The following is a 21,481-nucleotide window of genomic DNA, read 5'->3' on the forward strand; positions in this document are numbered from 1 at the left end:
AGCGCACGCGCCGGTGGCCGCGGCCTCCGGCAATCTCATCAAGGGGCACGTATGTCCGGACTGATCGACACCACGGAGATGTACCTCCGCACCATCCTGGAGCTGGAGGAGGAAGGTGTGGTCCCGATGCGCGCCCGGATCGCCGAGCGGCTCGATCAGAGCGGTCCGACGGTCAGTCAGACGGTGGCGCGGATGGAGCGCGACGGTCTGGTGTCCGTGGCGGCCGACCGGCATCTGGAGCTGACCGACGAGGGCCGGCGGCTGGCGACGCGCGTGATGCGCAAGCACCGGCTCGCCGAGTGCCTGCTCGTCGACGTGATCGGCCTGGAGTGGGAGCAGGTGCACGCCGAGGCGTGTCGCTGGGAGCACGTGATGAGCGAGGCCGTCGAGCGGCGCGTGCTGGAGCTGCTGCGCCACCCGACCGAGTCGCCGTACGGGAACCCGATCCCGGGCCTGGAGGAGCTGGGCGAGGCGGACGGCGCCGATCCGTTCCTGGACGAGGGCATGGTCTCGCTGGCCGACCTCGACCCGGGGATGGAGGGCAAGACGGTCGTCGTGCGCCGTATCGGTGAGCCGATCCAGACGGACGCGCAGCTGATGTACACGCTGCGCCGGGCGGGTGTGCAGCCCGGTTCGGTGGTGAGCGTGACCGAGTCGGCGGGTGGTGTGCTGGTGGGCAGTGGTGGCGAGGCCGCCGAGCTGGAGGCGGACACCGCCTCCCACGTGTTCGTCGCCAAGCGCTGAGCCCGCCGGGCGCGGGGGGAGTGCGCGGGCGCACGGATCCCGTCGTTTCGCGTTCCAGTGCGCCGAATCGCAGCGCCCGGACGCTTCGCGTGCGAGGCTGTGCCGTGAGGCATATGACGTAGGGGGTTCTTGGCCGCGCGTGACAGCGATGTCGCCCGGTCGGGGAGGGGGCGGGACGTGCCGGAGAGACGGAGAGGGCCCCGGCGCCGTGTGGCGCCGGGGCCTGTCCTCCCCTGTGCTGACCCGGAGCCCCGAGCTCTCAGGGTCAATCCCCACGGACCGTTTTCCCCGAGCGGCCCGCCTCCCGTTGAAGATCTCCCCTGAGCAGCGGCGATCAATCCCCGCGGGGTGTCACTCGAATGAGGGGTGTTGCTGGGCAAGACGCCTCTTTCGAATAGGCATTCGATACTCTGCGGACAGGTACAGCAAGGCACGGCAGGCAGGACACGGTTCCGAGCGGAGCTTGGGGGTGCCAGGACCAATGGCGCGGCGCATCGACGTAACCGGCGCGGGCGGCGTACGCCTCGCGGCTTGGGAGTTCGGCGACCCTCCCAAGACCAACGGGACGCACGGCACAGGTGACCAGCCCGGCGTGCTCTTACTGCACGGCCTGATGGGCCGCGCCTCGCACTGGGCCCCCACGGCCCGCTGGCTCTCCGCCCGCCACCGGGCCGTCGCCCTCGACCAGCGCGGTCACGGCCGCAGCGACAAGCCCCCGCACGGCTCCTACACCCGGGAGGCCTACGTCGACGACGTCGAGGCCGCCCTGGAGCAGCTCGGCCTCGGCCCGGCCGTCCTGATCGGCCACGCCATGGGCGCGCTGACCGCCTGGCAGCTCGCCGCCAAACGCCCCGACCTGGTCCGCGGCCTGATCATCTGCGACATGCGGGCCTCCGCCCTCGGCACGGCCTCGCAGCACACCTGGACCGAGTGGTTCCGCGCCTGGCCGGTCCCCTTCGCCACGCTCGCCGACGTCCGCAAGTGGTTCGGCGAGGACGACCCGTGGGTGGAGCGGCCCAACCAGGCCCGCGGCGAGTTCTACGCCGAGGTGATGGCCGAGTCCCCGGACGGCTGGCGCCCCGTCTTCGAACCGCAGCAGATGCTCAGGACCCGCGAGACCTGGGTCTACGACGCCCACTGGGAGGAGCTGGCGCAGGTGCGCTGCCCGACCCTCGTGGTGCGCGGCCTCGACGGCGAGCTGGGCCGCGCCGAGGCCCAGGAGATGGTCCGCGTGCTGCCCGGCGGCCAGTACGCGGAGGTCGCCGACGCCGGCCACCTCGTCCACTACGACCAGCCGGAGGCGTGGCGGGCGGCCATCGAGCCGTTCCTGGACACGCTCAGGCTGAGCTGACCTCCGCCCCCCCGCGGGACCGTCACCCCTTGCTGACCGCCGTGAGGATCTCCGGCAGCCGCTCCGCCGTGCGCGGTGCCGCCAGCCGCAGCCCGAGCAGAGTCAGCGCTCCGCCGTACACCGTCCCCACCGGCAGCAGCAGCCAACCGAGGTCCGCGGCGCCCTCGCTCACGTTCAGCCAGATGGTCAGCGCGATCACGGGCGCGCACAGCAGGGCCGCGCCCACCATGCCGCCGAAGATCGAGATCCAGGCCAGCCCGATCTGACCGGGGGCGACGTTCTTGTACCCCTCCTGCGGGATGGAGTACGGGAAGCGCGCCGACGTCCACGCGCCGGTCGCCAGCATCGCGCCGAGCAGCGCGAAGGACAGCCCCAGCGTCTCGGGCAGGGCGGGCCAGTCGTCGAGCATCGCCGTGGTCAGGACGGTCACGAGGGTGGCGTACGGCAGGGTGATCAGCAGCAGCGCCAGCGCGCGGGCCCGCAGCTCGACGTAGGCGTCCCGGGTCGACGAGATCGTCATCGCGACCATCCAGAACGCGGACGTGTCCTGTCCGAACTGGTTGTACATCTGGATGCCGAGCATCCCCGCGGCGAAGCAGGCGAAATACACCGAGCCGGTGCCCTGCCAGGCGTTGAACACCGGCACGATCAGGCCGATGGCCAGCGAGGTCACCCAGGCCGCCTTGGTCTTGGGGTCGCGCCACACGTAACGCAGCGTGCGCTCCATCGTCGTACCGGTGCGGCCCGCGGGCAGCAGCCGGGCGAGCCCCGACGAGCCGCGCTCGCGCACCGGCCGGGTGTCGCTCTGGAGCGTGGAGCCGTCCGGCGTGGTCATCAGCCGCGTCAGATGGCGCGCCCACACCCACAGCAGCAGCACCAGGGCCGCCGCGGTCAGCGCGAGCTGGGCGAGGGCGGTGCCGTACGCGCCGTCGCTCGCCGCGTCCATCGCGCCGATCGCCGACGCGGGCGGCACCCAGCGCAGCACGTCGGCCGCCGGGTCGAGCTGTTCGAGCCCGGAGGAACCCAGCCGCTGCGCGCCGAAGTTGACGAGCTGCGCGCCGACGGCGACGACCAGGCCGCTCAGCACCGCCAGGTCGCGCCCCTTGCGGCTGGTCAGCAGCCGTACGTTGGCCGCGGCGACGGCCCGCGCCAGGGTCACGCACACCAGCAGCGCGAGCACCGCCGCCACGACGCCGACGGCGTACGCCGCCCCGCCGTGCGCGACCGCGGCCACGGACCCGGCGAACATGCACAGCGTGAACAGCGGCCCGATGCCCACCAGCGACGACGTGAGCAGGGCCCGGACCAGCGGTCGGGGCCGCAGCGGCAGCATCACCAGCCGGGTCGGGTCGAGGGTCTCGTCGCCGCCCGGGAAGAACAGCGGCATCACCGCCCAGCCCAGCCCCAGTACGGCCGCCAGCAGGACGACCAGCGACTCCACGTGCGCGTGCCCGCGCAGCGCGATCAGGCCGATCAGCTGGAGCGCGGCGAAGAGCAGGACGACGACGGCCGACGCGATGTACGCGGCCCGCCGTCCGCCGGACTGCCGCAGTCCGTTGCGCAGCAGGGACAGTTTCAGCCGCACGAAGACGGCGGTGACGGAGGCGGGCGCGGCCGGCGGAGCGGACGTGCCGGGCGTGACGAGCGGGGTCTCCGTGTTCATCGGGACCCGCCGCCCAGCCAGTCCAGGTCGGAACCGGCGTCCCGGCCCCCGGCGCCGACGAGTTCGAGGAACGCCTGCTGCAACGAGGCCGCCTCGCCGCGCACCTCGGCGAGCGTGCCGGTGGCGCGGATACGGCCGGCGGCCATGACGGCCACCCAGTCGCACAGCGACTCCACCAGCTCCATCACGTGGGAGGAGAAGACGACGGTGGCGCCGGAGGCGGTGTAGCGCTCCAGGACGCCCCGGATGGTCTGCGCGGAGACCGGGTCGACGCCCTCGAACGGCTCGTCCAGGAAGAGCACTTCCGGGTTGTGCAGCAGGGCTGCGGCGAGCCCGATCTTCTTCCGCATGCCGGTCGAGTAGTCGACGACCAGCTTGTGCTGGGCGCCGGTCAGGTCGAGCACGTCCAGCAACTGCGTGGCCCGCTTGTCGACCTCGTCGCCGGGGAGTCCGCGCAACCGGCCGGTGTAGCCGAGCAGTTCCCGCCCCGACAGCCGTTCGAACAGCCGCAGCCCCTCGGGCAGCACCCCGATCCGGGCCTTGACCTCGACCGGATCGCGCCACACGTCGTGCCCGACCACCTCGACCGACCCCTGATCGGGCCGCAGCAGCCCGGTCACCATGGAGAGAGTGGTGGTCTTCCCGGCCCCGTTCGGCCCGACCAGCCCGATGAACTTCCCCGCGGGCAACTCCAGATCGATCCCACCCACGGCAACCTGCTGCCCAAACCGCTTCCAGAGCCCCCGCACCCGCACAGCACTGTCACTCACCACAACTCCCTCCGTCGGCTTCGAACCCTACGGGGGATGAGCGCCCCGAAAGGGGCGCGGGGAACTGCGCGATCAACCACGACGAGCCGTCAGCCGCCAGATCACAGCAACCCGGCAGACGAACAGGCGCCCCTAACGATCCCGCCCGCACGCATACGCCAACGGCGACACCAACTCCTCCACATCCGGCAACCACCGATTCGCATGCGTCGGCCGGCAGGCCCACTGCACCGCCCCCCACGTCCCCACCCGCGTAGGCGGCGCAGCCACATACGCCCCCTCCCCGAGCACCCCCAGATCAAGAACCCGGGGCGCCCACCCCAACCGCCGCACAAGGTCCGGCACCTTCACCCCCGCACCCGGAAGAACAAAGAACCGCATCCGCCGGTCCGGCGTCAGCGTCACCGGCCCGAGCGTCAGCTCCATCCGCTCCATCCGGGCCAGCGCCAGGAACCCCGCCGTCTCCGGCACGTCGACCGCGTCGAACGTCCGCCCCGTGGGCAGCAGGATCGACGCCGTCGGCTGCTTCTGCCACATCCGGCGGGCCACGGTCGCGCTGCCCGTCGCCTGCGCCGCCCAGTCCTCGCGCGCCGGGTGCGCCCCCGGGGCGGCGCACGCCGGGTCCGCGCAGGAGCAGTGCTGCACCCCGTCGGCGGCCACCAGCCAGGTACCGGGAAACACGTCCCAGTGGCGCTCCTCGGCGTAGCGAACGGCGGTCTCCAGCAGCGATGTGCCGCGCTGCTGCGGGATCTGGGCGGCTTCGGTGCCCTGGATGGTCTCTTCCACGTGGAACACAACTCCCGTGTTCACCCCGGGTTACGGGGGTCGAGTGCGCGGGGGAGGAGCATCGATTCCGCATCCGGGGCGCATGGGCGCATACGTGGGGGCGCGCAGGAGGATTCGCCGCGGGAGCTGGGTAGCCACGTCTGGGGCCGGCACCGTCCGTTACCCCGGCAATCCTCGTAAGCATTGCAAGCTTCGCAAGTCTCGCATTGTCGGCACATCGACTGGGCATTGATCTTCACGGCCGGATCCGTTCCGTCCCACGATCCGCCGGGACAGCATCGAGACCGCAAGAGACCGCATGGGGGTTACGCCATGGCCGCAAGGCCTCTCGTCGCGCGGCAGCCGAACGAACGACTGCAGGCGCTCATTCAGGAAGCGGGCTGCTCGAACGCGGGCCTCGCCCGCCGGGTCAACGTGTGCGGGGTCGAGCACGGTCTCGACCTGCGCTACGACAAGACCTCGGTGGCCCGCTGGCTGCGCGGACAGCAACCGCGGGGCCGGGCACCGGCGATCATCGCCGAGGCGCTCGGCCGCAAGCTCGGCCGCACGGTCACGATCGACGAGATCGGCATGGCCAACGGCAAGAACCTCGCGTCCGGCGTCGGCCTCCAGTTCTCGCCGACGGTACTGGGAGCCATCGAGCAGGTCTGCGAGCTGTGGCGCAGCGACGTGGGGCGCCGGGACTTCCTGTCCGGTTCGTCCGTCGCCGCCTCCGCGCTCGTAGAACCCAGCCGGGACTGGCTGATTTCCGCCCCCGACTCGCAGGTGTCGCGCTCGGCCGGGCCGCGGGTGGGGCAGTCCGACGTGGCGGCCGTGCGGGCGATGACGCAGGCGCTGGTGGACCTGGACCACCAGTACGGCAGCGGACACGTCCGGCCGGTGCTCGTGCACTACCTGAACAGCGTGGTCTCCGGGCTGCTGGCGGGCTCCTACCGGGAGGCGGTCGGGCGCGAACTGTTCGCCACTGTCGCCCGGTTGACCGAGCTGGCCGGATACATGGCCGTCGACACCGGCCAGCCGGGCCTCGCCCAGCGGTACTACATCCAGTCGCTGCGGCTCGCCCAGGCGGCCGGCGACCGCGGCTACGGCGGCTACGTGCTGGCCGCGTCCATGAGCCACCTGGCCGCGCAGCTCGGAAACCCGCGTGAGATCGCGCAGTTGGCGCGGGCGGCGCAGGAGGGCGCGCGCGGCCGGGTGACGCCCCGCGCGGAGTCGATGTTCCACGCCGCCGAGGCCCGCGGGCACGCGCTCCTGGGCGACGTACGGTCGGCCCACGAGGCGGCCGGGCGGGCGGTCGGCGCGATGGAGGCGGCCGATCCGGCGTCCGGCGACGACCCGGTGTGGATCAGGCACTTCGACGAGGCGTACCTGGCCGACGAGTTGGCGCACTGTCACCGGGATCTCGGCCAGGCCGACGCGGCGGCGCGGTACGCGCGGCAGTCCCTGGACGGCCACCCCGAGTCGCGGGCGCGCAGGCGGGCCATCGGCCATGTGCTCTTGGCCACGGCGCAGGTGCAGCAGCGCGAGATCGAACAGGCCTGCAACACGGCGACGAAGGCCGTGGAGATCCTGGAGACGCTGCGCTCCAACCGGGGCGCCGAGTACCTGGAGGACTTCCAGGCGCGGTTGGAGCCCTACCGGGAGGAAGCCGTGGTCAGGGAGTTCGGGGCGCGGCTGGATCTGCAGGCCGCCGCGTGAACGGACGGGCCGCGGACGCGTGAACACGCGTGAAACAACGGCGTGGTGATCGCGAAGGAACATGAACAGCGTGCCGCGGCCCGGTTTTGTTACTGCCGTCACAGGGAAAGAGTTGACGCCCCATGCGGCGTGGCAGTGGGCTCGGGGGACCCGGTAGCGTGAGCCGACGATTCCGAAGGTCCCCCATTCGTAGGAGTCCCGGTGACGCAGAGTGGACAGGGCGAGGAGCCCTCGGCGCGGCAAGCGCACGAAGGCATCGTGCTGCCCTCGGACGGTGGCGAGCCCTTGCTGCCCGGCATGACCGGCGGCTCCGTCGGCCCGTCGGCCGGCGGACCCGTGCCCGCCTCGGCGCCACCCGGCGGCCAGGCGTGGGACCGCCCCTGGGGCCCCGAGCAGCAGAGCCCGCACTCCGGCCAGGGCTGGTCCACCCCGCCCGACGCCCAGCCCTGGGGCACCCCGGAGCAGCAGGCCCCCCAGCCGCCCGCGCAGCCCTCGGAGCCGCACGCCTGGCCGCCCGCACAGCCCGGACCGGCGCAGCCGCAGGCGCACGGGGCCCTGCCGCCCCCGACCGGCGCCGGCCCCGGCCCGCTGCCCCCGGAGGGCGCGCAGCCCCCGGCGTACGGCACACCGGCCGACGGCCGGTCCTACGGCGAGCAGTCCTACGGCGACCAGTCCTACGGGAATCAGTCCTACGGCGACCGGTCCTACGGCGCACAGCCGCCGTACGCGCAGCCGCAGGCCCACCAGCAGCCCGAACCGCAGCCGCAGCCGCAGCCCCACCAGGGCCAGGCGTTCCCGCCGCTGCCGCCCGCCGACGAGGGCGCGACCCAGTTCATACCGCCGGTCGCCGCATCCGCCGACGAGGGCGCCACGCAGTACATACCGCACATACCGCCCGTGGGGCCGGGGGCGCTGCCGCCGGAGAGACCCACGCAGTCGCAGGCCGAGTCGACGCAGTTCCTCGGCCGCGCACCGCAGTACCCCGCGCAGCCCGCGGCCGGACACCAGCCCGCTCCCGCCGCCCACCCCGACGCCCAGGCCACGCAGTACATCGCGCCCGTGCCCGGCGGCCCCGCCGGTGCCCCCTACGGCGCCGCGCCCGGCGGTGACGAGGGCCGGCAGCCGCCCGCCGAGTTCGACAACCTCTTCCGCAGCGCCCCGGGCGCCGACGGCCCGGCCTCCGCCACGCAGCAGATGCCCCGCTTCGACGAGCCGCAGCCGCACCACGCCGCCGGCCAGTCGATGTACGCCCCCCAGGGCCCGGGCGGCGGCGGTGGCGGTGGCAGGCGGCGCGGCAACGACGGTGGCGGCCGTGGCGGCTCACGGCTGCCGCTCATCGCGGCCGTCGGCGTGGCCATCGCCGTCGTCGGGGTCGGCGCCGGCGCGATGATGGCCGGCGGGGGAGGCGACGACGAGAAGACCGAGAACCAGCCGGTCTCCGCCACCGCCCCGGCCTCCGAGTCCGCGTCGGCCTCCGCCCCGGCCTCCGCCGACCCGGTCCGGCAGCAGGCCGTGGAGCTGGACAAGCTGCTCGCCGAGAGCGGCACCGGCCGGACCACCGTGATCAACGCCGTCGGCGACGTGAAGTCCTGCGACAACCTGCCCAAGGCGGCCAAGGACCTGCGCGAGGCCGCCAAGCAGCGCGCCGGACTGGTCGAGAGCCTCTCCAAGCTGTCCGTGGACAAGCTGCCCGGGCACACCGAGCTGACCACCGCCCTCAACAAGGCGTGGCAGGCCTCGGCGTCCGCCGACAACCACTACGCGGCCTGGGCCGACCAGACGGCCGGCAAGAAGGGCTGCAAGAAGGGCACGGCCCGCACCACCAGCCACACGCAGGCCGGGAACCGGGACAGCGGCACGGCGAGCAAGGAGAAGGCCAAGGCCGCGGCGCTGTGGAACAAGATCGCCAAGCAGTACGGCCTGACGGAGCGCGGACCGACCCAGCTGTGACCCGGCGGGCGGGCCGGACCCCCGGCCCGCTCAGGTCACGTCGGCGTTCTGCAGGACGCGGGTGGTGTCCACGGCCCCCTGGCGGGCCGAGACCAGGCGGCCCTCCCGCACGACCTGGAGGGTGACCTCGGCGTTGACCAGGCGCGGGAAGCCGACGGAGGCCAGTTTGTCGGCGAAGGTCCACTGGAGGGACGGCGTGAGCCCGCCCGTGCCGACCTTCAGCCCGCCGTCGAGGGCGCGCCGGACGGAGTTGGCGCTCACCTCGCCGTCGCCGAGCGACTCGACGATCTCGCTGAGCACGGTGTACGCGATCCAGGTGGTCTGCACCCCGGCGTCCGCCGCGTCGACGTCGTTGTCGCCGAACGCCTCCTCCTTGATCACCTTCTTCATCCCGCTCCAGGCGGGGTCGCTCACCGACGGGTACCAGCCGGTGACGTACGCCCCCTCGTAGGGCCCGGACGGCCCGCCGCTCGCGTTGATCGTGCTCTGGTCGACGCTGCCGAGCACGGTCGCGGTGCGTACCTCGGGGTGGTCCTCGCGGGCCCGGCGGAAGGAGTCCATGAAGGTGCCGGTGCGGTCTCCGAGGACGGGCACCACGCATCCCGGGTCCGCGGAGCCGGTGGCCGTCCGCTCCAGCGCCCGCTGGGACTGGCCGTCGTACTCCGTGGCGTCCTCCGCCGCCCGCTGGTCCTGGGCCCGCTCGTGCCCGCCCGAGGTCAGGCCCGAGTCGAGCAGCACCGGCAGCTGGTCGCCGGCGATCGTGTCGGGGCGCACCAGCGTGACCGGCCCGCAGGCGTCGGCCAGCGCGCTGCCGAGGCCGGCCAGCAGCGCGGGCTGTCCTCCGTTGACCGGGTACGACAGTGGACTGGTGAACTCCGTGTTCGTGATGCCGTAGCCGCCGATGTACGGGATGCCGGCGCCCTCAAGCACGGGGAAGAAGGAGTCGGCGTGCTGGCTGTAGGAGCCGACGACGGCGACCACGTTCTCCTTGACGGCGCGGCGCGCGCACTTCGCGGCGGTCACGCTGTCGTTGTGGTCGTTGCAGGTCAGCACGTTGAGCTTGCGGCCGTCGAGGCCGCCCCGGTCGTTGATCCAGCGGGCGTAGGCCTGGGCGAGGGCGGGCATGCCGGGTTTGTTGGTCGCGCCGGTGTCCTGCGGCGCCCAGGTCATCACCGTGATCGGGTCGTCCCCGGAGCCCCCCGTGGCACCGGGGACGACCCCGCAGCCGGCGGCCAACGACGCGCACGCCACCAGCGCGCCCGCGGACAGGACGCCGGTGCGGGTGGCCCGGAAGCGGCGGCGGAGGCCGCCGGGGTGTGCGCTGCGGATGGGTCGCCTGCCGGTCATGTACCCGCACGATTCCGTCACGCGGCTAACCTGGAAGTGACCTGCGGTCAACGCGTGGTGACGCGGAGGTGAATTGCGGGGGCCGGTGGGGCGCCCGTGAAGAGGAACGTACGATCGATGACCGTGCAAGGTTCGGAGAAGTCTTCCCGTCGCGGCCGTCGCTCCTCCACCATGGGCGGCATGCCACTCAACGACATGCCGTGGTGGCGCTGGCGCAGTCAGGTGCGCTCCGCGCTGCACATGCTCTCCGCGCCCGCCTTCCAGCGGGACGTCTGGCTGGCCGGGATCGACGGCTACGGCGACGTCACCGACGCGGTGTACCGGCTGGTCGAGGACACCTGGCTGGACCACTGGTCCGCCGAGAAGTACGTCGGCACGGTCTTCCGCGACTCCCAGGAGGCGGCGCTGGTGGACACCGCCGTGCTGCGGGTCCTGCGGATCATGCACCAGGTGGGACCGGACGCGGCGGTGAACGCCTACCTCGACCACCCGGACTGGCCGGAGGCGGTGCGGGCCGCGCGCGACGCGCACGTGCGGCTGGCCGCCAGTGACGGCGAGGACCCGGAGACCGAGCCGCGCTCGCTGGAGCTGCTGCAGATCATGACGCGGGCGGTCTGAGGCGGTCCGGGGCGGTCCGGGGGCGGTCCGCCTGGCGGGACGGCGCTCGGGCCGGTGGGCCGGATATGGGACCCTGTCCTGCATGAACGAGCAGTCCTCCGCCGCCGTGCCCTCGGCCGCCGTCCCGGCCGACCAGTACGTCCTCACCCTGTCCTGCCCCGACAAGCAGGGCATCGTGCACGCCGTGTCGAGCTACCTGTTCATGACCGGCTGCAACATCGAGGACAGCCAGCAGTTCGGCGACCACGACACGGGTCTGTTCTTCATGCGGGTCCACTTCTCGGCCGACGCCCCGGTGACCGTGGACAAGCTGCGCGCCAGCTTCACGGCGATCGGCGACGCCTTCCACATGGACTGGCAGATCAACCGGGCCGACGAGAAGATGCGCATCGTGCTCATGGTCAGCAGGTTCGGGCACTGCCTGAACGACCTGCTGTTCCGGGCCCGGATCGGGGCGCTGCCGGTGGAGATCGCGGCGGTGGTGTCCAATCACACCGATTTCGCGGAGCTGGTGGGGTCCTATGACATCCCCTTCCACCACATTCCCGTGACGAAGGACACCAAGGCGGAGGCCGAGGCCCGGGTTCTGGAGATCGTGCGCGAGGAGAACGTCGAACTCGTCGTGCTGGCCCGCTACATGCAGGTCCTCTCCGACGACCTGTGCAAGCAGCTCAGCGGCCGGATCATCAACATCCACCACTCCTTCCTGCCGAGCTTCAAGGGCGCGAAGCCGTACCACCAGGCGCACGCGCGGGGCGTGAAGCTGATCGGCGCGACCGCGCACTATGTGACGGCCGACCTCGACGAGGGGCCGATCATCGAGCAGGAGGTCGAGCGGGTCGGCCACGACGTCACGCCGGACCAGCTGGTCGCGGTGGGCCGGGACGTGGAGTGCCAGGCGCTGGCGCGGGCCGTGAAGTGGCACGCGGAGCGCAGGATCCTCCTCAACGGCCGCCGGACGGTCGTCTTCGCCTAGAAGCTCGCCTAGAAGACGGAGAGCCCGGTGAGCGTGGTGAACAGGTCGAGTGCCGCCATGCCCGCCACGGAGTTGCCGTGCCGGTCGAGTCCGGGGCTCCACACGCACAGGGTGCAGACGCCGGGCACGATGGCGATGATCCCGCCGCCGACACCGCTCTTGCCCGGCAGCCCCACCCGGTAGGCGAACTCGCCGGCCGCGTCGTACGTACCGCACGTGAGCATGACGGCGTTGACCTGCTTGGCCTGGCTGCGGGTCAGGAAGGGCGAGCCGTCGCGGCGGGCGCCGCGCTGTGCGAGGAAGCCGGCGCCCAGGGCGAGATCCGCGCAGGACGCGGCGATGGAGCACTGCCGGAAGTACGCGGTGAGCAGCTCGGGAACCCGGGTGGTGAGGTTTCCGTAGGAGGAGATGAAGTGCGCCAGCGCGGCGTTGCGGTCGCCGTGCGCCTCCTCGCAGGCGGCGACCTCGGGGACGAAGTCGACGGCCGGGTTGCCGCTCTCGGTGCGCAGCAGGTCCCGGACGCGTTCCGCGGCGTTCCCGGTCAGCTGCTGGAGGCGGTCGGTGACGACCAGGGCACCGGCGTTGATGAAGGGGTTGCGGGGGATGCCGTCCTCGTACTCCAACTGCACCAGGGAGTTGAACGGGTTGCCCGACGGCTCGCGTCCGACCCCGCGCCACAGGCTCTCGCCCTCCAGTGACAGGGCCAGGGCCAGACTGAAGACCTTGGTGAGGGACTGCGTCGAGAAGGGCCGCCGCCAGTCGCCGACGCCGTAGACCGGGCCGTCCACCTCGGCCACGGCCATCCCGAAGTGCCGCGGATCGGCCTCGGCGAGCAGGGGGATGTACGCGGCCGGTCTGCCGCGGTCCCGCAGCTCCGCCGTCCGCAGGGCGATGTCGTCCAGCACGGTCGCGAAGCGGCCCTCGTGGGTCCGGGCGGTCAGCGGGATCACCGGTCCGTCAGCGCGGCGGTGAGCTGGGTGCGGGACCGGACGCCCAGTTTGCGGTAGATGCGGCTGAGCGTCGTCTCGACGGTCTTGACCGAGACGAACATCTGCTGGGCCGCCTGCTGGTTGGTGGCGCCCGCCCGGACCAGCGCGGCCAGGCGCCTCTCGCTCGTGGTCAGTTCCGGTGCTGTGCCCGGTGGGCGTGGCGTGCCGTGCGCGGTGGGCGGGTGACCCGCGAGGTGGGAGAGGTGGTCGTCGGTGAGTTCCGTCCAGGGGTGCGCCTCCGCCGTCTCGAACCGGGCCCGGGCCGATTCCCAGGCGGTGCGGGCCGCGGCGGCGCGTCGGCGGCGGCGCTCGATCCGGCCGCGGGCCAGGTGGGTACGGCCCTCCTCGACGCGCAGACCGAGCCGGGCGAATCCGCGGGCGGCGTCGCCCAGCAGCTCCATCGCGTCCTCCGTGTCGCCGTCCAGCTGATGGCAGAGTGCGCGCGCCCTGGTCAGCGACGCGCGGAGCACCGCGTGTCCGGTGTGCGGGCCGACGGTGTCCTGCATGCGGTCCAGCAGGGCGCGGGCGCGTTCGGTCCGGCCGGCGGCGGCGAACGCCTCGACGGCATCGCCCTGCCAGCGCAGGACGGCGGGGTCGGCGGCCCCGGTACGGGCCTCCAGTTCGGCGACTTCGGCCAGGACGTCCGCGGCCTGCTCGACCCGGCCGGTGTGCAGGTGGACGGCGCCGAGGATCCACAGGCTCCGTGTGGTGTGCAGGGTGTCGTGCTCCTGCCGGGACGCATGCACTCCCTGGGCCGCGTACCGCAGGGCCTGCGGAAAGGTTCCGCCGCAGCTGTGGGCCAGGGCGGCGGAGTACCAGGCGGGCCCCGGGGACAGTCCGGCGGAGGCGGTGAGGCGGACCGCGCGGTCCGACCAGTCCAGGGCACGGGCGCAGGAGCCGAGCCCGGTGTCGACCTCGGCGAGGCTGCGCCAGATGTCGACCAGGTCCTCGGCCTCCCCGGCGGCCTGCGCGGCCGGGAGCAGGGCGATCAGCGCCTGGCGGGCCCGGGCGAGGCGGCCGTCGAACACGGCGTGCCGGGCCGCGAGGTACTCGGGGCTGTTGCGGATGCCGATCCTCGGCGGCGGCACGCCCAGCGCCAGCGCCGCCGCGAGGGTCGCGGGCGCCGCGTCGAGGCGGCCCAGGACGCGCTCCATCCGGGCGGTCATGGTCAGGGCGGCGGCCTCCAGGGGCAGGTCGCCGCCGGCCCTGGCGAGTTCGGTGGCGGCGTCTGCGTGGCGCAGGGCGAGGGCCGGGTCCGGGCCGCCGATGTTGACCTGGACGGCGGTGCGCAGTTCGACGGCGGCGAGGAGGGCCGGATCCCCGGCGGCGGTGCGGCGGGCGGCGGCGAGCAGGGGCTCCGTCTCGGCGAGGTCCTGGCCGTGGGCGTCGGCCACGGCCAGCAGGGCGCGCACCTGTTGGGCGGGGCTGCCGCGGTCCTCGGCCATCCGGTCGGCGGCCTGCCGGGCCAGGTTCACGTCGCCGGCGGCGGCCGCGTCCGCCACGGCGTCGGCGAGCCGGTTCAGCCGGAGCTCCGGCCGGTCGGCCGGGGTGAGCCGGGCGGCCAGCATCATCAGCTCGGCGGCGAGCGGGCGTTCTCCGCTCTGCCGGGCGAGCGCCGCGGCCCGGGCGGTGTCCTCGGCGGTCGCCTGGTCGGCCGTGTCGCGGGCGAGGGCCCGGTGCCGGGCGCGCTCGACCGGGTCGCGTACGGCGTCGGCGAGCGCCGCGTGGATCCGGCGGCGCTCCGCGGCGCTCGCGGTGGCCGCGGCGGCCTCGGCGAGGGCTTCGGCGGCGAACCGGGCCCGTACGGGAGCGGCGTCCGGCGCGTCCCTTCCGGGGGTGAGCAGGCCGGCGCGTGCGGCGTGTCCGAGGTGGTCCTCGGCGTCGGGCAGACCGGCCTGGCGCAGCACGTCGGCGTCCGGGTGCCGGGCCAGCGCGGCGGCCTGGAGGGTGGCCCGGACGCCCGCCGGGACGGTGGCCAGCCAGGCGGTGGCCAGGTCGCGGACCTGCCGGGGCCGCCCGGGGAGGCCGGCTCGGTCGGCCCGGCCGTGGGCCGTGTCCGGGGCGGGCGCGGCGCGGTCGGCGGCGGTGCCGGGGAGGCCCGCGGCCTCGGCGAGCGCCCGGTAGCAGGTGCCGAGCAGGGCCCGGTGGCCTCCGCAGTACCGGTGCACCGGCGCCGCCCAGCGGGCGGGCAGCCCGAGCCGGTGCAGGGCCGCGGCGGTCTCGCCGAGGTCGGCCTCGGGTACGCGGACGACGGGCGGATGGTCGCCGAGCAGCCGGGCCGCGGTCGCCGGGTGGCCCGCGGTGCGTTCGGCGGCGACGACGGCCAGCCGCTCCGCGGGCAGGGTGCGGGCGCAGTGGCCGAGTACGTCCGCGCTCGCCGGATCCACCCACTGGGCGCCGTCGACGAGCAGCAGCACCGGCCCTCCGCCGGACAGCAGTTCCGCCAGGGCGAGGCGGGCCGGGAGCCGGTCGCCGGCGGCCCAGGCCGTGACGGGGAACCGGGCATCGCCCGGGCCGAGCAGCTGCGCCAGTGCCCCGTATGGGACGTCCTCGTCGCCCTCCTGGGCGTGGACGCGCAGGAGCCGCCGCCCGCCCGGGAAGTCCGGGGTCGGGGTCAGGGTCGGGGCATGGGCCGAAAGGGCGTCCAGCAGCGTGCTCTTGCCCGCGCCCCAAGGACCGGCCACGGCCAGCCGACCGTGGCGTTCGAGCAGTCCGAGGGCGGTGCGGACCAGCGCGGCCCACCTGTCCCCGGCCAGGTGCTCCGCGATGCCGACGCCCGTCGATCCCTTCACACCGGGCACGGTAGAACCTCCGTACGGCAGCGGACAACGCCGCTGTGCGGGACGGGAGCAGTGCAAGGGATCTCCCTGACAGGACGCCATCCGCCGTCCGCTATGCGCACCGTGCGAGGCAAGGGTCTTCCCGGATACCGCCCGCGGCTCGGGGCGGTGACGCTGTGGGCCGTCCCGGGCAGCGACCCGCAGCACCTCTCCCCGCACGTCCTCCCGGGACGCACCAGCCCGCCGGTGACGACCGGTCCCCGGCGGCCTCACGCTCCCGAAAGGACCCTCCCCCCATGCGTGCTGGCCCCACCCCCAACCCCAACGTCAACCGCGCCGTGCCGGCCGGGCTCGTCGCCGCGGCCCTCCTGGCCGGCCTGGCCTGCGTGCAGACACCTGCCCTGGCCGCCGGACCCGACCCCACCGGCCCCGCGGCCCCTCCCGGCGCCTCCGCAGACCTCCGGGCGGCGATGCAACGCGACCTCGGGCTCTCCTCCGACGGCGTCGACGCGCGACTCGCGCAGGAGACGCGGGCGGCCGGCGTCGCCACCGCCGTCCGCGGCTCGGTCGGCGACCGTGTCGCCGGGATGTGGTTCGACGCGGCCGACGGCCGCCTGCACGCCGCCGTCACCTCCGCGGGCGACGCCGCCGCCGTCCGCCGGTCGGGCGCGGTGCCGCACGAAGTCCGCCACTCCCGCGCCGAGTTGGCGGGCACCGCACGCACCGTCGACCGATGGGCGCGGGGTGTTCCGGGGCTGCTGTCCTGGGGGCCCGACGTACGCGCCAACCGGGTCGAGGTCACCGTGGACCCGTCCCGTTCCACCGCCGGGACCGCCGCGTTGCGCGAGCGGCTGGCCGGTCTGGGCGACCTGGTGCGGGTGGTCGAGTCCCACGACGCGCCCCGCCAGCAGGGCGGCGACGTGACGGGCGGCGAGAAGTGGGTGCCGGGCAGTGAGAGCCCGTGCTCGATCGGCTTCGCCGTCACCCGTGAGAACGGCGGCAAGGCGTACCTGACCGCCGGGCACTGCACCAACGACGTGAACCAGCCCGCGTACGGCAAGGACGGGTCCCGGGTGGGCACGTCGAACAAGGGCGGCACCGGCAGCGTCAACGCCCGCGAGGGCGACATGGGCATCGTGGACGTCGACCAGTCCGGCTGGGCCCTCTCCCCGAAGGTCGCCGGGTGGGGCAAGGGCGACATAACCGTCACCGGCTCGGCCGAGGCCGTCGTCGGCACCGCCATCTGCCACTCCGGGCAGACCACCGGCCTGCGGTGCGGCGAGGTGACCAGGGTCAACCAGAGCGTGGACTACGGCAACGTCGTCATCGACGGCCTGTCGTACTCCGACGCCTGCTCGGCCGGCGGGGACTCCGGCGGCGCGTACGTCGCCGCGACCGGCGGGAAGGCGGTCGGCCTGCACTCGGGCGGCGGCAGCGCGACCTGTTCCAGCGGGAGCGGTGAGAAGTACACGATCTTCCAGCCGGTGAACGAGGCCCTCACCCGCTTCGACGCGTCCCTGGTCACCGCCACCCCGCAGCCCGGTGAGGTGACCGTGGCCGCGGTCTCGGCCCAGAACAGTGTCACCGGCACCCCGGTCGAACTGCGCAACGGCGCCGAGGGCGGCACCGCCCCCTACACCTGGTCGGCCACCGGTCTGCCCGCGGGCCTGTCCATCGCGTCGGCCACCGGCACCGTCTCGGGCACCCCGACCACGGCTGGCACCAGCGGCGTCACCGTCACGGCGACCGACTCGGCGGGCAGGAAGGGCTCCACCGGCTTCACGTGGACGGTGACCACCCCGGGCACCGGCACCCCCGAACTGGCCGACCCCGGCGACCAGGACGTCTACGCCGGCCGCCCGGTCAGCCTGCCCCTGCGGGCGACCGGCGGCACCGCCCCGTACACCTTCACCGCGACGGGCCTCCCGGCCGGCCTGAGAAACGCCCCGGACACGGGCGTCATCTCCGGCACCCCGACCGGCTGGGGCTTCCACAACGCGACCCTGAAGCTCACGGACGCGACCGGAAAGCAGGCGTCGGTGACGGTCACCTTCACCGTCTGGTTCTGAAGTCGCACCGACGTCCCCGCGCCCCTGAAGACGCGTTCACTGAGCGCACCCAAAGGGGCGCGGGGAACGGCGCGAGCAACCACCCACGCACCCGCACCCGCCAACGAACCGGCAACCCACCCCTACATCCTGCTCAAGCTAGCCGCAGCGAACAGCACGTCCCTGATCGCCTCCCGATCCCCCAACTGCCCAGCCGCCGCATCCGCCGGAGGCACATGGCCCGCCGCCAGCCGGCAGAACTCCACACCGTCCAGGGCGACATGGGCCACCTCGTGATCGGCGGAGCCCACCGCGCCGGGGGAGTCGAGCGGGATGAACCACTCACCGCCGCCCGAGCCCTCGATCTCCAGCCGCAGGCTGCGTCCGGGCTCCCCGGCGGGCACCAGGTGCGGGCGGACGCCGGGCGTGGCCAGACCGGCCCGGCGCCGGGCCGCCAGCGCACCCGGCAGCATCCGCGCCGCGAGGTCGATCATGCGGTTGAGATGGCGCGCGGCGGGCGGCTCGTACGGATAGTCCACCGCCTCGGCGATGTCCTCCGCGTGGACCCAGCACTCGAACGCCCGGTCCAGCATCGCGTCCCGCAGGGGCAGCTCGAAGTCGCCGTACGAGACCGGCATCCCGCCCGCGTCCCCGGTGAACGACACGGTCCGCACGATGCCGTGGCTCTGCTCCCGCCAGGGCGCTCGCACCAGGCGGGTGGGCGGGTAGTGCGAGGCCCGCCAGTACGCCTCGGTGCGGGCGGCCGGCGCGCTGCTGGGCGCGGTGACGTCGCCCATCGGGTCGGCGAGGCCCAGGGTGACGGCGACCGTGCCGTCCACCGTCAGCAGGTGGGCGAGGACCCCGGCGACGGTGGTGCGGCGGCTCGCGGGGCCGTCGGCCTCGAACCAGCGCAGCCGGACCGGCGTGTGCCAGTCGGCGTCCCCGATGTCCTGGAGCAGCGCGTCCAGCCGTGCGGTCTCGGCGTCGTACGGGGTGGCCCACTCGGGCACCGGGATGCGCGGCGGGCGCCGCTCCAGGCAGCCGTCCAGGACGCGGGTGCGCAGGGCGGGGTCCAGGTCGAGGCTCTCCGGGCGCTGGAGCAGCGTGACGGCCTCGCGCAGCCGCAGGGCCTCGTCGGCGCAGGCGGCGCAGTCCCCGATGTGCTCCTCGACGGCCGCCGCCTCCTCGGGCGAGCAGGCGGCCAGGGCCCACGCCCCGAGCAGCGACGTCAGCACGTGATGCTCCAGCACGGCCGGCACCACATCGGGCAGCGCCCGGCCGCCGTCCTCGACGGAAACCCGGGGCAACGGTATCCGCGGCCCACCGCCGTCCCCCTCACCGGAACCACCGGAACCACCGGGCACCCCGGTCCCACCGATCCCGCTAGCACCACCGGGGACGCCGAGGTCGCCGGAGCCGCCGGGACCGCCGGACACGCCCGCGGCGGTGTCCTCGTCGTTCTCGTCGTTCTCGTCGTGGGCCGTCATGCCGCACCCCCGTATCCCGGCGGAGCGCCGGGTGACTGCGGGGCGGTGGCCGCGTCGCGGGCGGTGGACAGGAGCTGGAGGCCCAGGCGCAGGCGGCGGCGGGCCTCGTCCTCCGTGACGCCGAGGTCGGCGGCGGTCTGGCGGTAGTCGCGGCGCTGGAAGTAGGCCAGCTCCAGGGCGGCGCGCAGCGGGGCCGGCATGGACTGGACGATGTAGTCGGCGCGGGCGGCGACCGAGGCGTGGCGCACCTTGAGCTCCAGCTCCTCGGCGGTGCCCGGGCCCCCGCGGGCGAGGGCGGCCGTCTCGGTGGCACGCAGCCGCTGGACGGCGAAACGGTGGGTGAGGGTGGCCACCCAGGTGCGCAGCGGCCCCTGCCGGGGGTCGTAGGCGTCGGGGTGCTCCCAGACGTGGGCGAAGACGTCGCGTGTGATGCGGTCGGCGGCGCGCTCGTCGTCGAGCACGCGGTGCGCCAGACCGTGCACGAGCGAGGCGAACCGGTCGTACAGCTCGCCCAGGGCGGCGGCCTCGCCGCGGGCGAGTCGCTGCTGCATCTTGCGGTCCCAGCGCATCGGTACGTCCCTCTTCGCCATGCGGCCCTCCACCCCCTCTTCCCTCCGCCGTCCAGCCTGCGGCCGTTCTCTCCCCGAATGTAGTCGGCACGTCCGACAGCGCACGCCCCTTTGTGGCAATGTGCGCCCCCGGCCCGCTACGGGTGGTAAGGGGTTCTACTACCCTCGACTGTGCGACCAGATCCGATCGAGAAAGATCGAAAGAGATCGAACAGGATCGAAACAGTCGGAAACAAGCCGACTCTGATCGGGCCTCGTTTCCGGTCAGGTGTTTGCGGGAACGGCCGCTGGGCAGGCGCGCGGCCAAGAAGCGAAGGCATGGCTTCCGTTTCGGGTGAATCCAGACGATCCGGCGAATGAAGGGCATGGTGGTGACGTTCAATGTGACCGGCGGCGAGCAGGGCCAGTGGGCCGTGCTCCAGGTGTCGGGCGAACTGGATCTGGTGACGTCACCGGTGCTGCGGCAGCGCGTGCACGACGAGGTCGCCGAGGGGCGGCACAGCCTTGTCCTGGACCTTTCCGAGGTCCTGTTCTGCGACTCCAGCGGCGTCGGGGTGCTCATCGCCTCCCGGCGGCTCATCCGCTCCTGCCAGGGCCGGCTGCGCCTGATACTGCCGGCCCAGGGAGCCGCCGACGGCTCCCACGTCAACCGCGTCCTCGGCGCGCTGGGAGTACGCCGGCTCTTCGACTGCCACCCCGACCTCGCCTCGGCGACCGGGGACGAGCCGCGGCCCCTGTCCGCGTAACCCCATGTCCGCGTAACCCCCTGTCCGCGTAAGTCGCGCCCGCGGCGGCGCCCGGCGTCGTACGCTCCGGGCGAGACGCACCCGACACCGACGTGAGGCGGCCGGAACAACCATGGTCAACAGCGAGTACGAACGCAGGATCGCCGCGCGGTTCAGCATCTTCGACCAGGACGGCAACGGCTACATCGACCGTTCTGACTTCAGCGGGGCGGCCAAGGCGCTGCTCGCCGAGTTCGACGTCGCGGCCCGGTCCGACAAGGGGCAGGCCCTCTACGGCGGCGCGGAGGCCCTCTGGCAGGGGCTCGCGGGCATCGCCGACCGGGACGGCGACCAGCGCATCACCCGCGAGGAATTCGTCACCGGGGCGGTCAAGCGCCTGCGGGACAGGCCGGAGCGGTTCGCCGAGATCGCCCGCCCCTTCCTGCACGCCGCGCTGTACGTCGCCGACGCGGACGGCGACGGATCCGCCACCGTCGCGGAGACCGCGCGCCTGCTCACCGCCCTCGGCGTGCCCGAGGACACCGCGCGTGAGGTCGCCGGCGGTCTCGACGCGGACGGCGACGACAAGGTGGGCGAGGCGGAGATCGTCCCGGCCTTCGCGCAGTACTTCACCGTGCCCGAGTAAGCAGCGGATGTCGCGGATCGTGGCAGAGCGGTGTCACTGAGCGTTGATACCGGGTTGTGTCCACCGTGTCACCCGTCACGGCCCGGAGTCGGTGCCACGCTCCGGTACCTTGTGTGGGATGCGAGTGGTCGCGAGCGCCAGCCGTGCCGGAGCAGCCCCAGGGGCGGCTCCGGAACCGGCGGTGCGCGCCTTGCCCCGCAGGGCGGAAAGGCCGTCGGCCGCCGCCTGTTCGACTCCCCGGAATGCGCGTCGCACAGTATGCCGCACGGGTACTCCTTCGCGCTGGAATATGCCCGAAGCGCTTGTTGGGGTGACTGTACGTCAACCATGCTGT

Annotated in this window: 17 protein-coding genes; 9 read left to right on the forward strand and 8 right to left on the reverse strand. The window is 73.7% G+C overall.

All coding sequences use genetic code 11. From position 1 onward, the window contains the following. Positions 1 to 51 precede the first annotated feature (51 nt). Together ACFC1X_RS25015 and ACFC1X_RS25020 are read left to right on the forward strand one after the other, a co-directional pair. Positions 52 to 744 (forward strand): metal-dependent transcriptional regulator, encoded by a 693-nt coding sequence (locus ACFC1X_RS25015; RefSeq protein WP_376357137.1) that lies wholly within the window; start codon positions 52 to 54, stop codon positions 742 to 744. A gap of 481 nt (positions 745 to 1,225) precedes the next feature. Further along, complete coding sequence (locus tag ACFC1X_RS25020) at positions 1,226 to 2,095, forward strand: alpha/beta fold hydrolase (protein ID WP_376357139.1); 870 nt, start codon at positions 1,226 to 1,228, stop codon at positions 2,093 to 2,095. Positions 2,096 to 2,117: 22 nt separating this feature from the next. Here ACFC1X_RS25020 and ACFC1X_RS25025 read toward each other — a convergent pair whose 3' ends face one another. The 3 genes from ACFC1X_RS25025 to ACFC1X_RS25035 all read right to left on the reverse strand — a co-directional run bounded on the left by ACFC1X_RS25025 (position 2,118) and on the right by ACFC1X_RS25035 (position 5,314). Beyond that, positions 2,118 to 3,758, reverse strand: coding sequence for a transporter (locus ACFC1X_RS25025; protein ID WP_376357141.1), 1,641 nt, complete (start codon positions 3,756 to 3,758; stop codon positions 2,118 to 2,120). Beyond that, positions 3,755 to 4,531, reverse strand: coding sequence for an ABC transporter ATP-binding protein (locus ACFC1X_RS25030; protein ID WP_376357143.1), 777 nt, complete (start codon positions 4,529 to 4,531; stop codon positions 3,755 to 3,757). Before ACFC1X_RS25030 ends, ACFC1X_RS25025 begins: the two co-directional genes overlap by 4 nt. A 129-nt stretch (positions 4,532 to 4,660) precedes the next feature. Then, positions 4,661 to 5,314, reverse strand: coding sequence for a bifunctional DNA primase/polymerase (locus ACFC1X_RS25035; RefSeq protein WP_376357144.1), 654 nt, complete (start codon positions 5,312 to 5,314; stop codon positions 4,661 to 4,663). 312 nt (positions 5,315 to 5,626) lie between these two features. Between ACFC1X_RS25035 and ACFC1X_RS25040 the strand changes: the two genes are divergently transcribed. Beyond that, positions 5,627 to 7,012 (forward strand): transcriptional regulator, encoded by a 1,386-nt coding sequence (locus ACFC1X_RS25040; protein WP_376357146.1) that lies wholly within the window; start codon positions 5,627 to 5,629, stop codon positions 7,010 to 7,012. Between the two features lie 201 nt (positions 7,013 to 7,213). After that, positions 7,214 to 8,962, forward strand: a complete 1,749-nt coding sequence (locus ACFC1X_RS25045; RefSeq protein ID WP_376357148.1) for a hypothetical protein — start codon at positions 7,214 to 7,216, stop codon at positions 8,960 to 8,962. Between the two features lie 30 nt (positions 8,963 to 8,992). Here the strand turns inward: ACFC1X_RS25045 and ACFC1X_RS25050 are convergent, their stop codons facing one another. Then, the gene (locus ACFC1X_RS25050) at positions 8,993 to 10,309 is read right to left on the reverse strand and encodes an ABC transporter substrate-binding protein (RefSeq protein ID WP_376357150.1); all 1,317 of its coding nucleotides are present in this window, start codon (positions 10,307 to 10,309) and stop codon (positions 8,993 to 8,995) included. 117 nt (positions 10,310 to 10,426) lie between these two features. On the opposite strand from ACFC1X_RS25050, the gene ACFC1X_RS25055 reads away from it, so the two are divergent. Beyond that, positions 10,427 to 10,927 carry a hypothetical protein gene (locus ACFC1X_RS25055; protein ID WP_234957145.1) on the forward strand — a complete coding sequence of 167 codons (501 nt, stop codon included), beginning with the start codon at positions 10,427 to 10,429 and terminating at the stop codon, positions 10,925 to 10,927. 82 nt (positions 10,928 to 11,009) lie between these two features. Continuing rightward, positions 11,010 to 11,903, forward strand: a complete 894-nt coding sequence (gene purU, locus ACFC1X_RS25060) for a formyltetrahydrofolate deformylase (RefSeq protein WP_234957146.1) — start codon at positions 11,010 to 11,012, stop codon at positions 11,901 to 11,903. A gap of 8 nt (positions 11,904 to 11,911) precedes the next feature. Here the strand turns inward: purU and ACFC1X_RS25065 are convergent, their stop codons facing one another. Together ACFC1X_RS25065 and ACFC1X_RS25070 are read right to left on the reverse strand one after the other, a co-directional pair. Further along, complete coding sequence (locus ACFC1X_RS25065; protein ID WP_376357318.1) at positions 11,912 to 12,808, reverse strand: glutaminase; 897 nt, start codon at positions 12,806 to 12,808, stop codon at positions 11,912 to 11,914. A gap of 41 nt (positions 12,809 to 12,849) precedes the next feature. Then, positions 12,850 to 15,684 (reverse strand): LuxR C-terminal-related transcriptional regulator, encoded by a 2,835-nt coding sequence (locus ACFC1X_RS25070; protein ID WP_376357153.1) that lies wholly within the window; start codon positions 15,682 to 15,684, stop codon positions 12,850 to 12,852. A 284-nt stretch (positions 15,685 to 15,968) separates the two neighbouring features. Between ACFC1X_RS25070 and ACFC1X_RS25075 the strand changes: the two genes are divergently transcribed. Beyond that, complete coding sequence (locus ACFC1X_RS25075) at positions 15,969 to 17,741, forward strand: putative Ig domain-containing protein (protein WP_376357155.1); 1,773 nt, start codon at positions 15,969 to 15,971, stop codon at positions 17,739 to 17,741. Between the two features lie 122 nt (positions 17,742 to 17,863). Here the strand turns inward: ACFC1X_RS25075 and ACFC1X_RS25080 are convergent, their stop codons facing one another. Together ACFC1X_RS25080 and ACFC1X_RS25085 are read right to left on the reverse strand one after the other, a co-directional pair. After that, positions 17,864 to 19,207 (reverse strand): zf-HC2 domain-containing protein, encoded by a 1,344-nt coding sequence (locus tag ACFC1X_RS25080; RefSeq protein ID WP_376357157.1) that lies wholly within the window; start codon positions 19,205 to 19,207, stop codon positions 17,864 to 17,866. Then, positions 19,204 to 19,797 carry a sigma-70 family RNA polymerase sigma factor gene (locus tag ACFC1X_RS25085; protein WP_376357159.1) on the reverse strand — a complete coding sequence of 198 codons (594 nt, stop codon included), beginning with the start codon at positions 19,795 to 19,797 and terminating at the stop codon, positions 19,204 to 19,206. Before ACFC1X_RS25085 ends, ACFC1X_RS25080 begins: the two co-directional genes overlap by 4 nt. 344 nt (positions 19,798 to 20,141) lie before the next feature. Here ACFC1X_RS25085 and ACFC1X_RS25090 point away from each other — a divergent pair, with 344 nt between their 5' ends. Together ACFC1X_RS25090 and ACFC1X_RS25095 are read left to right on the forward strand one after the other, a co-directional pair. Beyond that, positions 20,142 to 20,522, forward strand: a complete 381-nt coding sequence (locus ACFC1X_RS25090) for an STAS domain-containing protein (RefSeq protein WP_122619774.1) — start codon at positions 20,142 to 20,144, stop codon at positions 20,520 to 20,522. A gap of 112 nt (positions 20,523 to 20,634) precedes the next feature. Further along, positions 20,635 to 21,147, forward strand: coding sequence for an EF-hand domain-containing protein (locus ACFC1X_RS25095; protein ID WP_376357161.1), 513 nt, complete (start codon positions 20,635 to 20,637; stop codon positions 21,145 to 21,147). The last annotated feature ends 334 nt before the right edge of the window (positions 21,148 to 21,481 follow it).

Origin of the sequence: Streptomyces sp. NPDC056128 (genome assembly GCF_042263835.1) — a bacterium.
In the GTDB taxonomy this organism is placed as follows: domain Bacteria; phylum Actinomycetota; class Actinomycetes; order Streptomycetales; family Streptomycetaceae; genus Streptomyces.

Coding starts and splice junctions, on each gene's coding strand:
- ACFC1X_RS25015 (WP_376357137.1), top strand. CDS start 52: ATGTCCGGACTGATCGACACCACGGAGATGTACCTCCGCACCATCCTG.
- ACFC1X_RS25020 (WP_376357139.1), top strand. CDS start 1,226: ATGGCGCGGCGCATCGACGTAACCGGCGCGGGCGGCGTACGCCTCGCG.
- ACFC1X_RS25040 (WP_376357146.1), top strand. CDS start 5,627: ATGGCCGCAAGGCCTCTCGTCGCGCGGCAGCCGAACGAACGACTGCAG.
- purU (WP_234957146.1), top strand. CDS start 11,010: ATGAACGAGCAGTCCTCCGCCGCCGTGCCCTCGGCCGCCGTCCCGGCC.
- ACFC1X_RS25075 (WP_376357155.1), top strand. CDS start 15,969: ATGCGTGCTGGCCCCACCCCCAACCCCAACGTCAACCGCGCCGTGCCG.
- ACFC1X_RS25055 (WP_234957145.1), top strand. CDS start 10,427: ATGACCGTGCAAGGTTCGGAGAAGTCTTCCCGTCGCGGCCGTCGCTCC.
- ACFC1X_RS25025 (WP_376357141.1), bottom strand. CDS start 3,758: ATGAACACGGAGACCCCGCTCGTCACGCCCGGCACGTCCGCTCCGCCG.
- ACFC1X_RS25080 (WP_376357157.1), bottom strand. CDS start 19,207: ATGACGGCCCACGACGAGAACGACGAGAACGACGAGGACACCGCCGCG.
- ACFC1X_RS25085 (WP_376357159.1), bottom strand. CDS start 19,797: ATGGCGAAGAGGGACGTACCGATGCGCTGGGACCGCAAGATGCAGCAG.
- ACFC1X_RS25090 (WP_122619774.1), top strand. CDS start 20,142: ATGGTGGTGACGTTCAATGTGACCGGCGGCGAGCAGGGCCAGTGGGCC.
- ACFC1X_RS25095 (WP_376357161.1), top strand. CDS start 20,635: ATGGTCAACAGCGAGTACGAACGCAGGATCGCCGCGCGGTTCAGCATC.
- ACFC1X_RS25050 (WP_376357150.1), bottom strand. CDS start 10,309: ATGACCGGCAGGCGACCCATCCGCAGCGCACACCCCGGCGGCCTCCGC.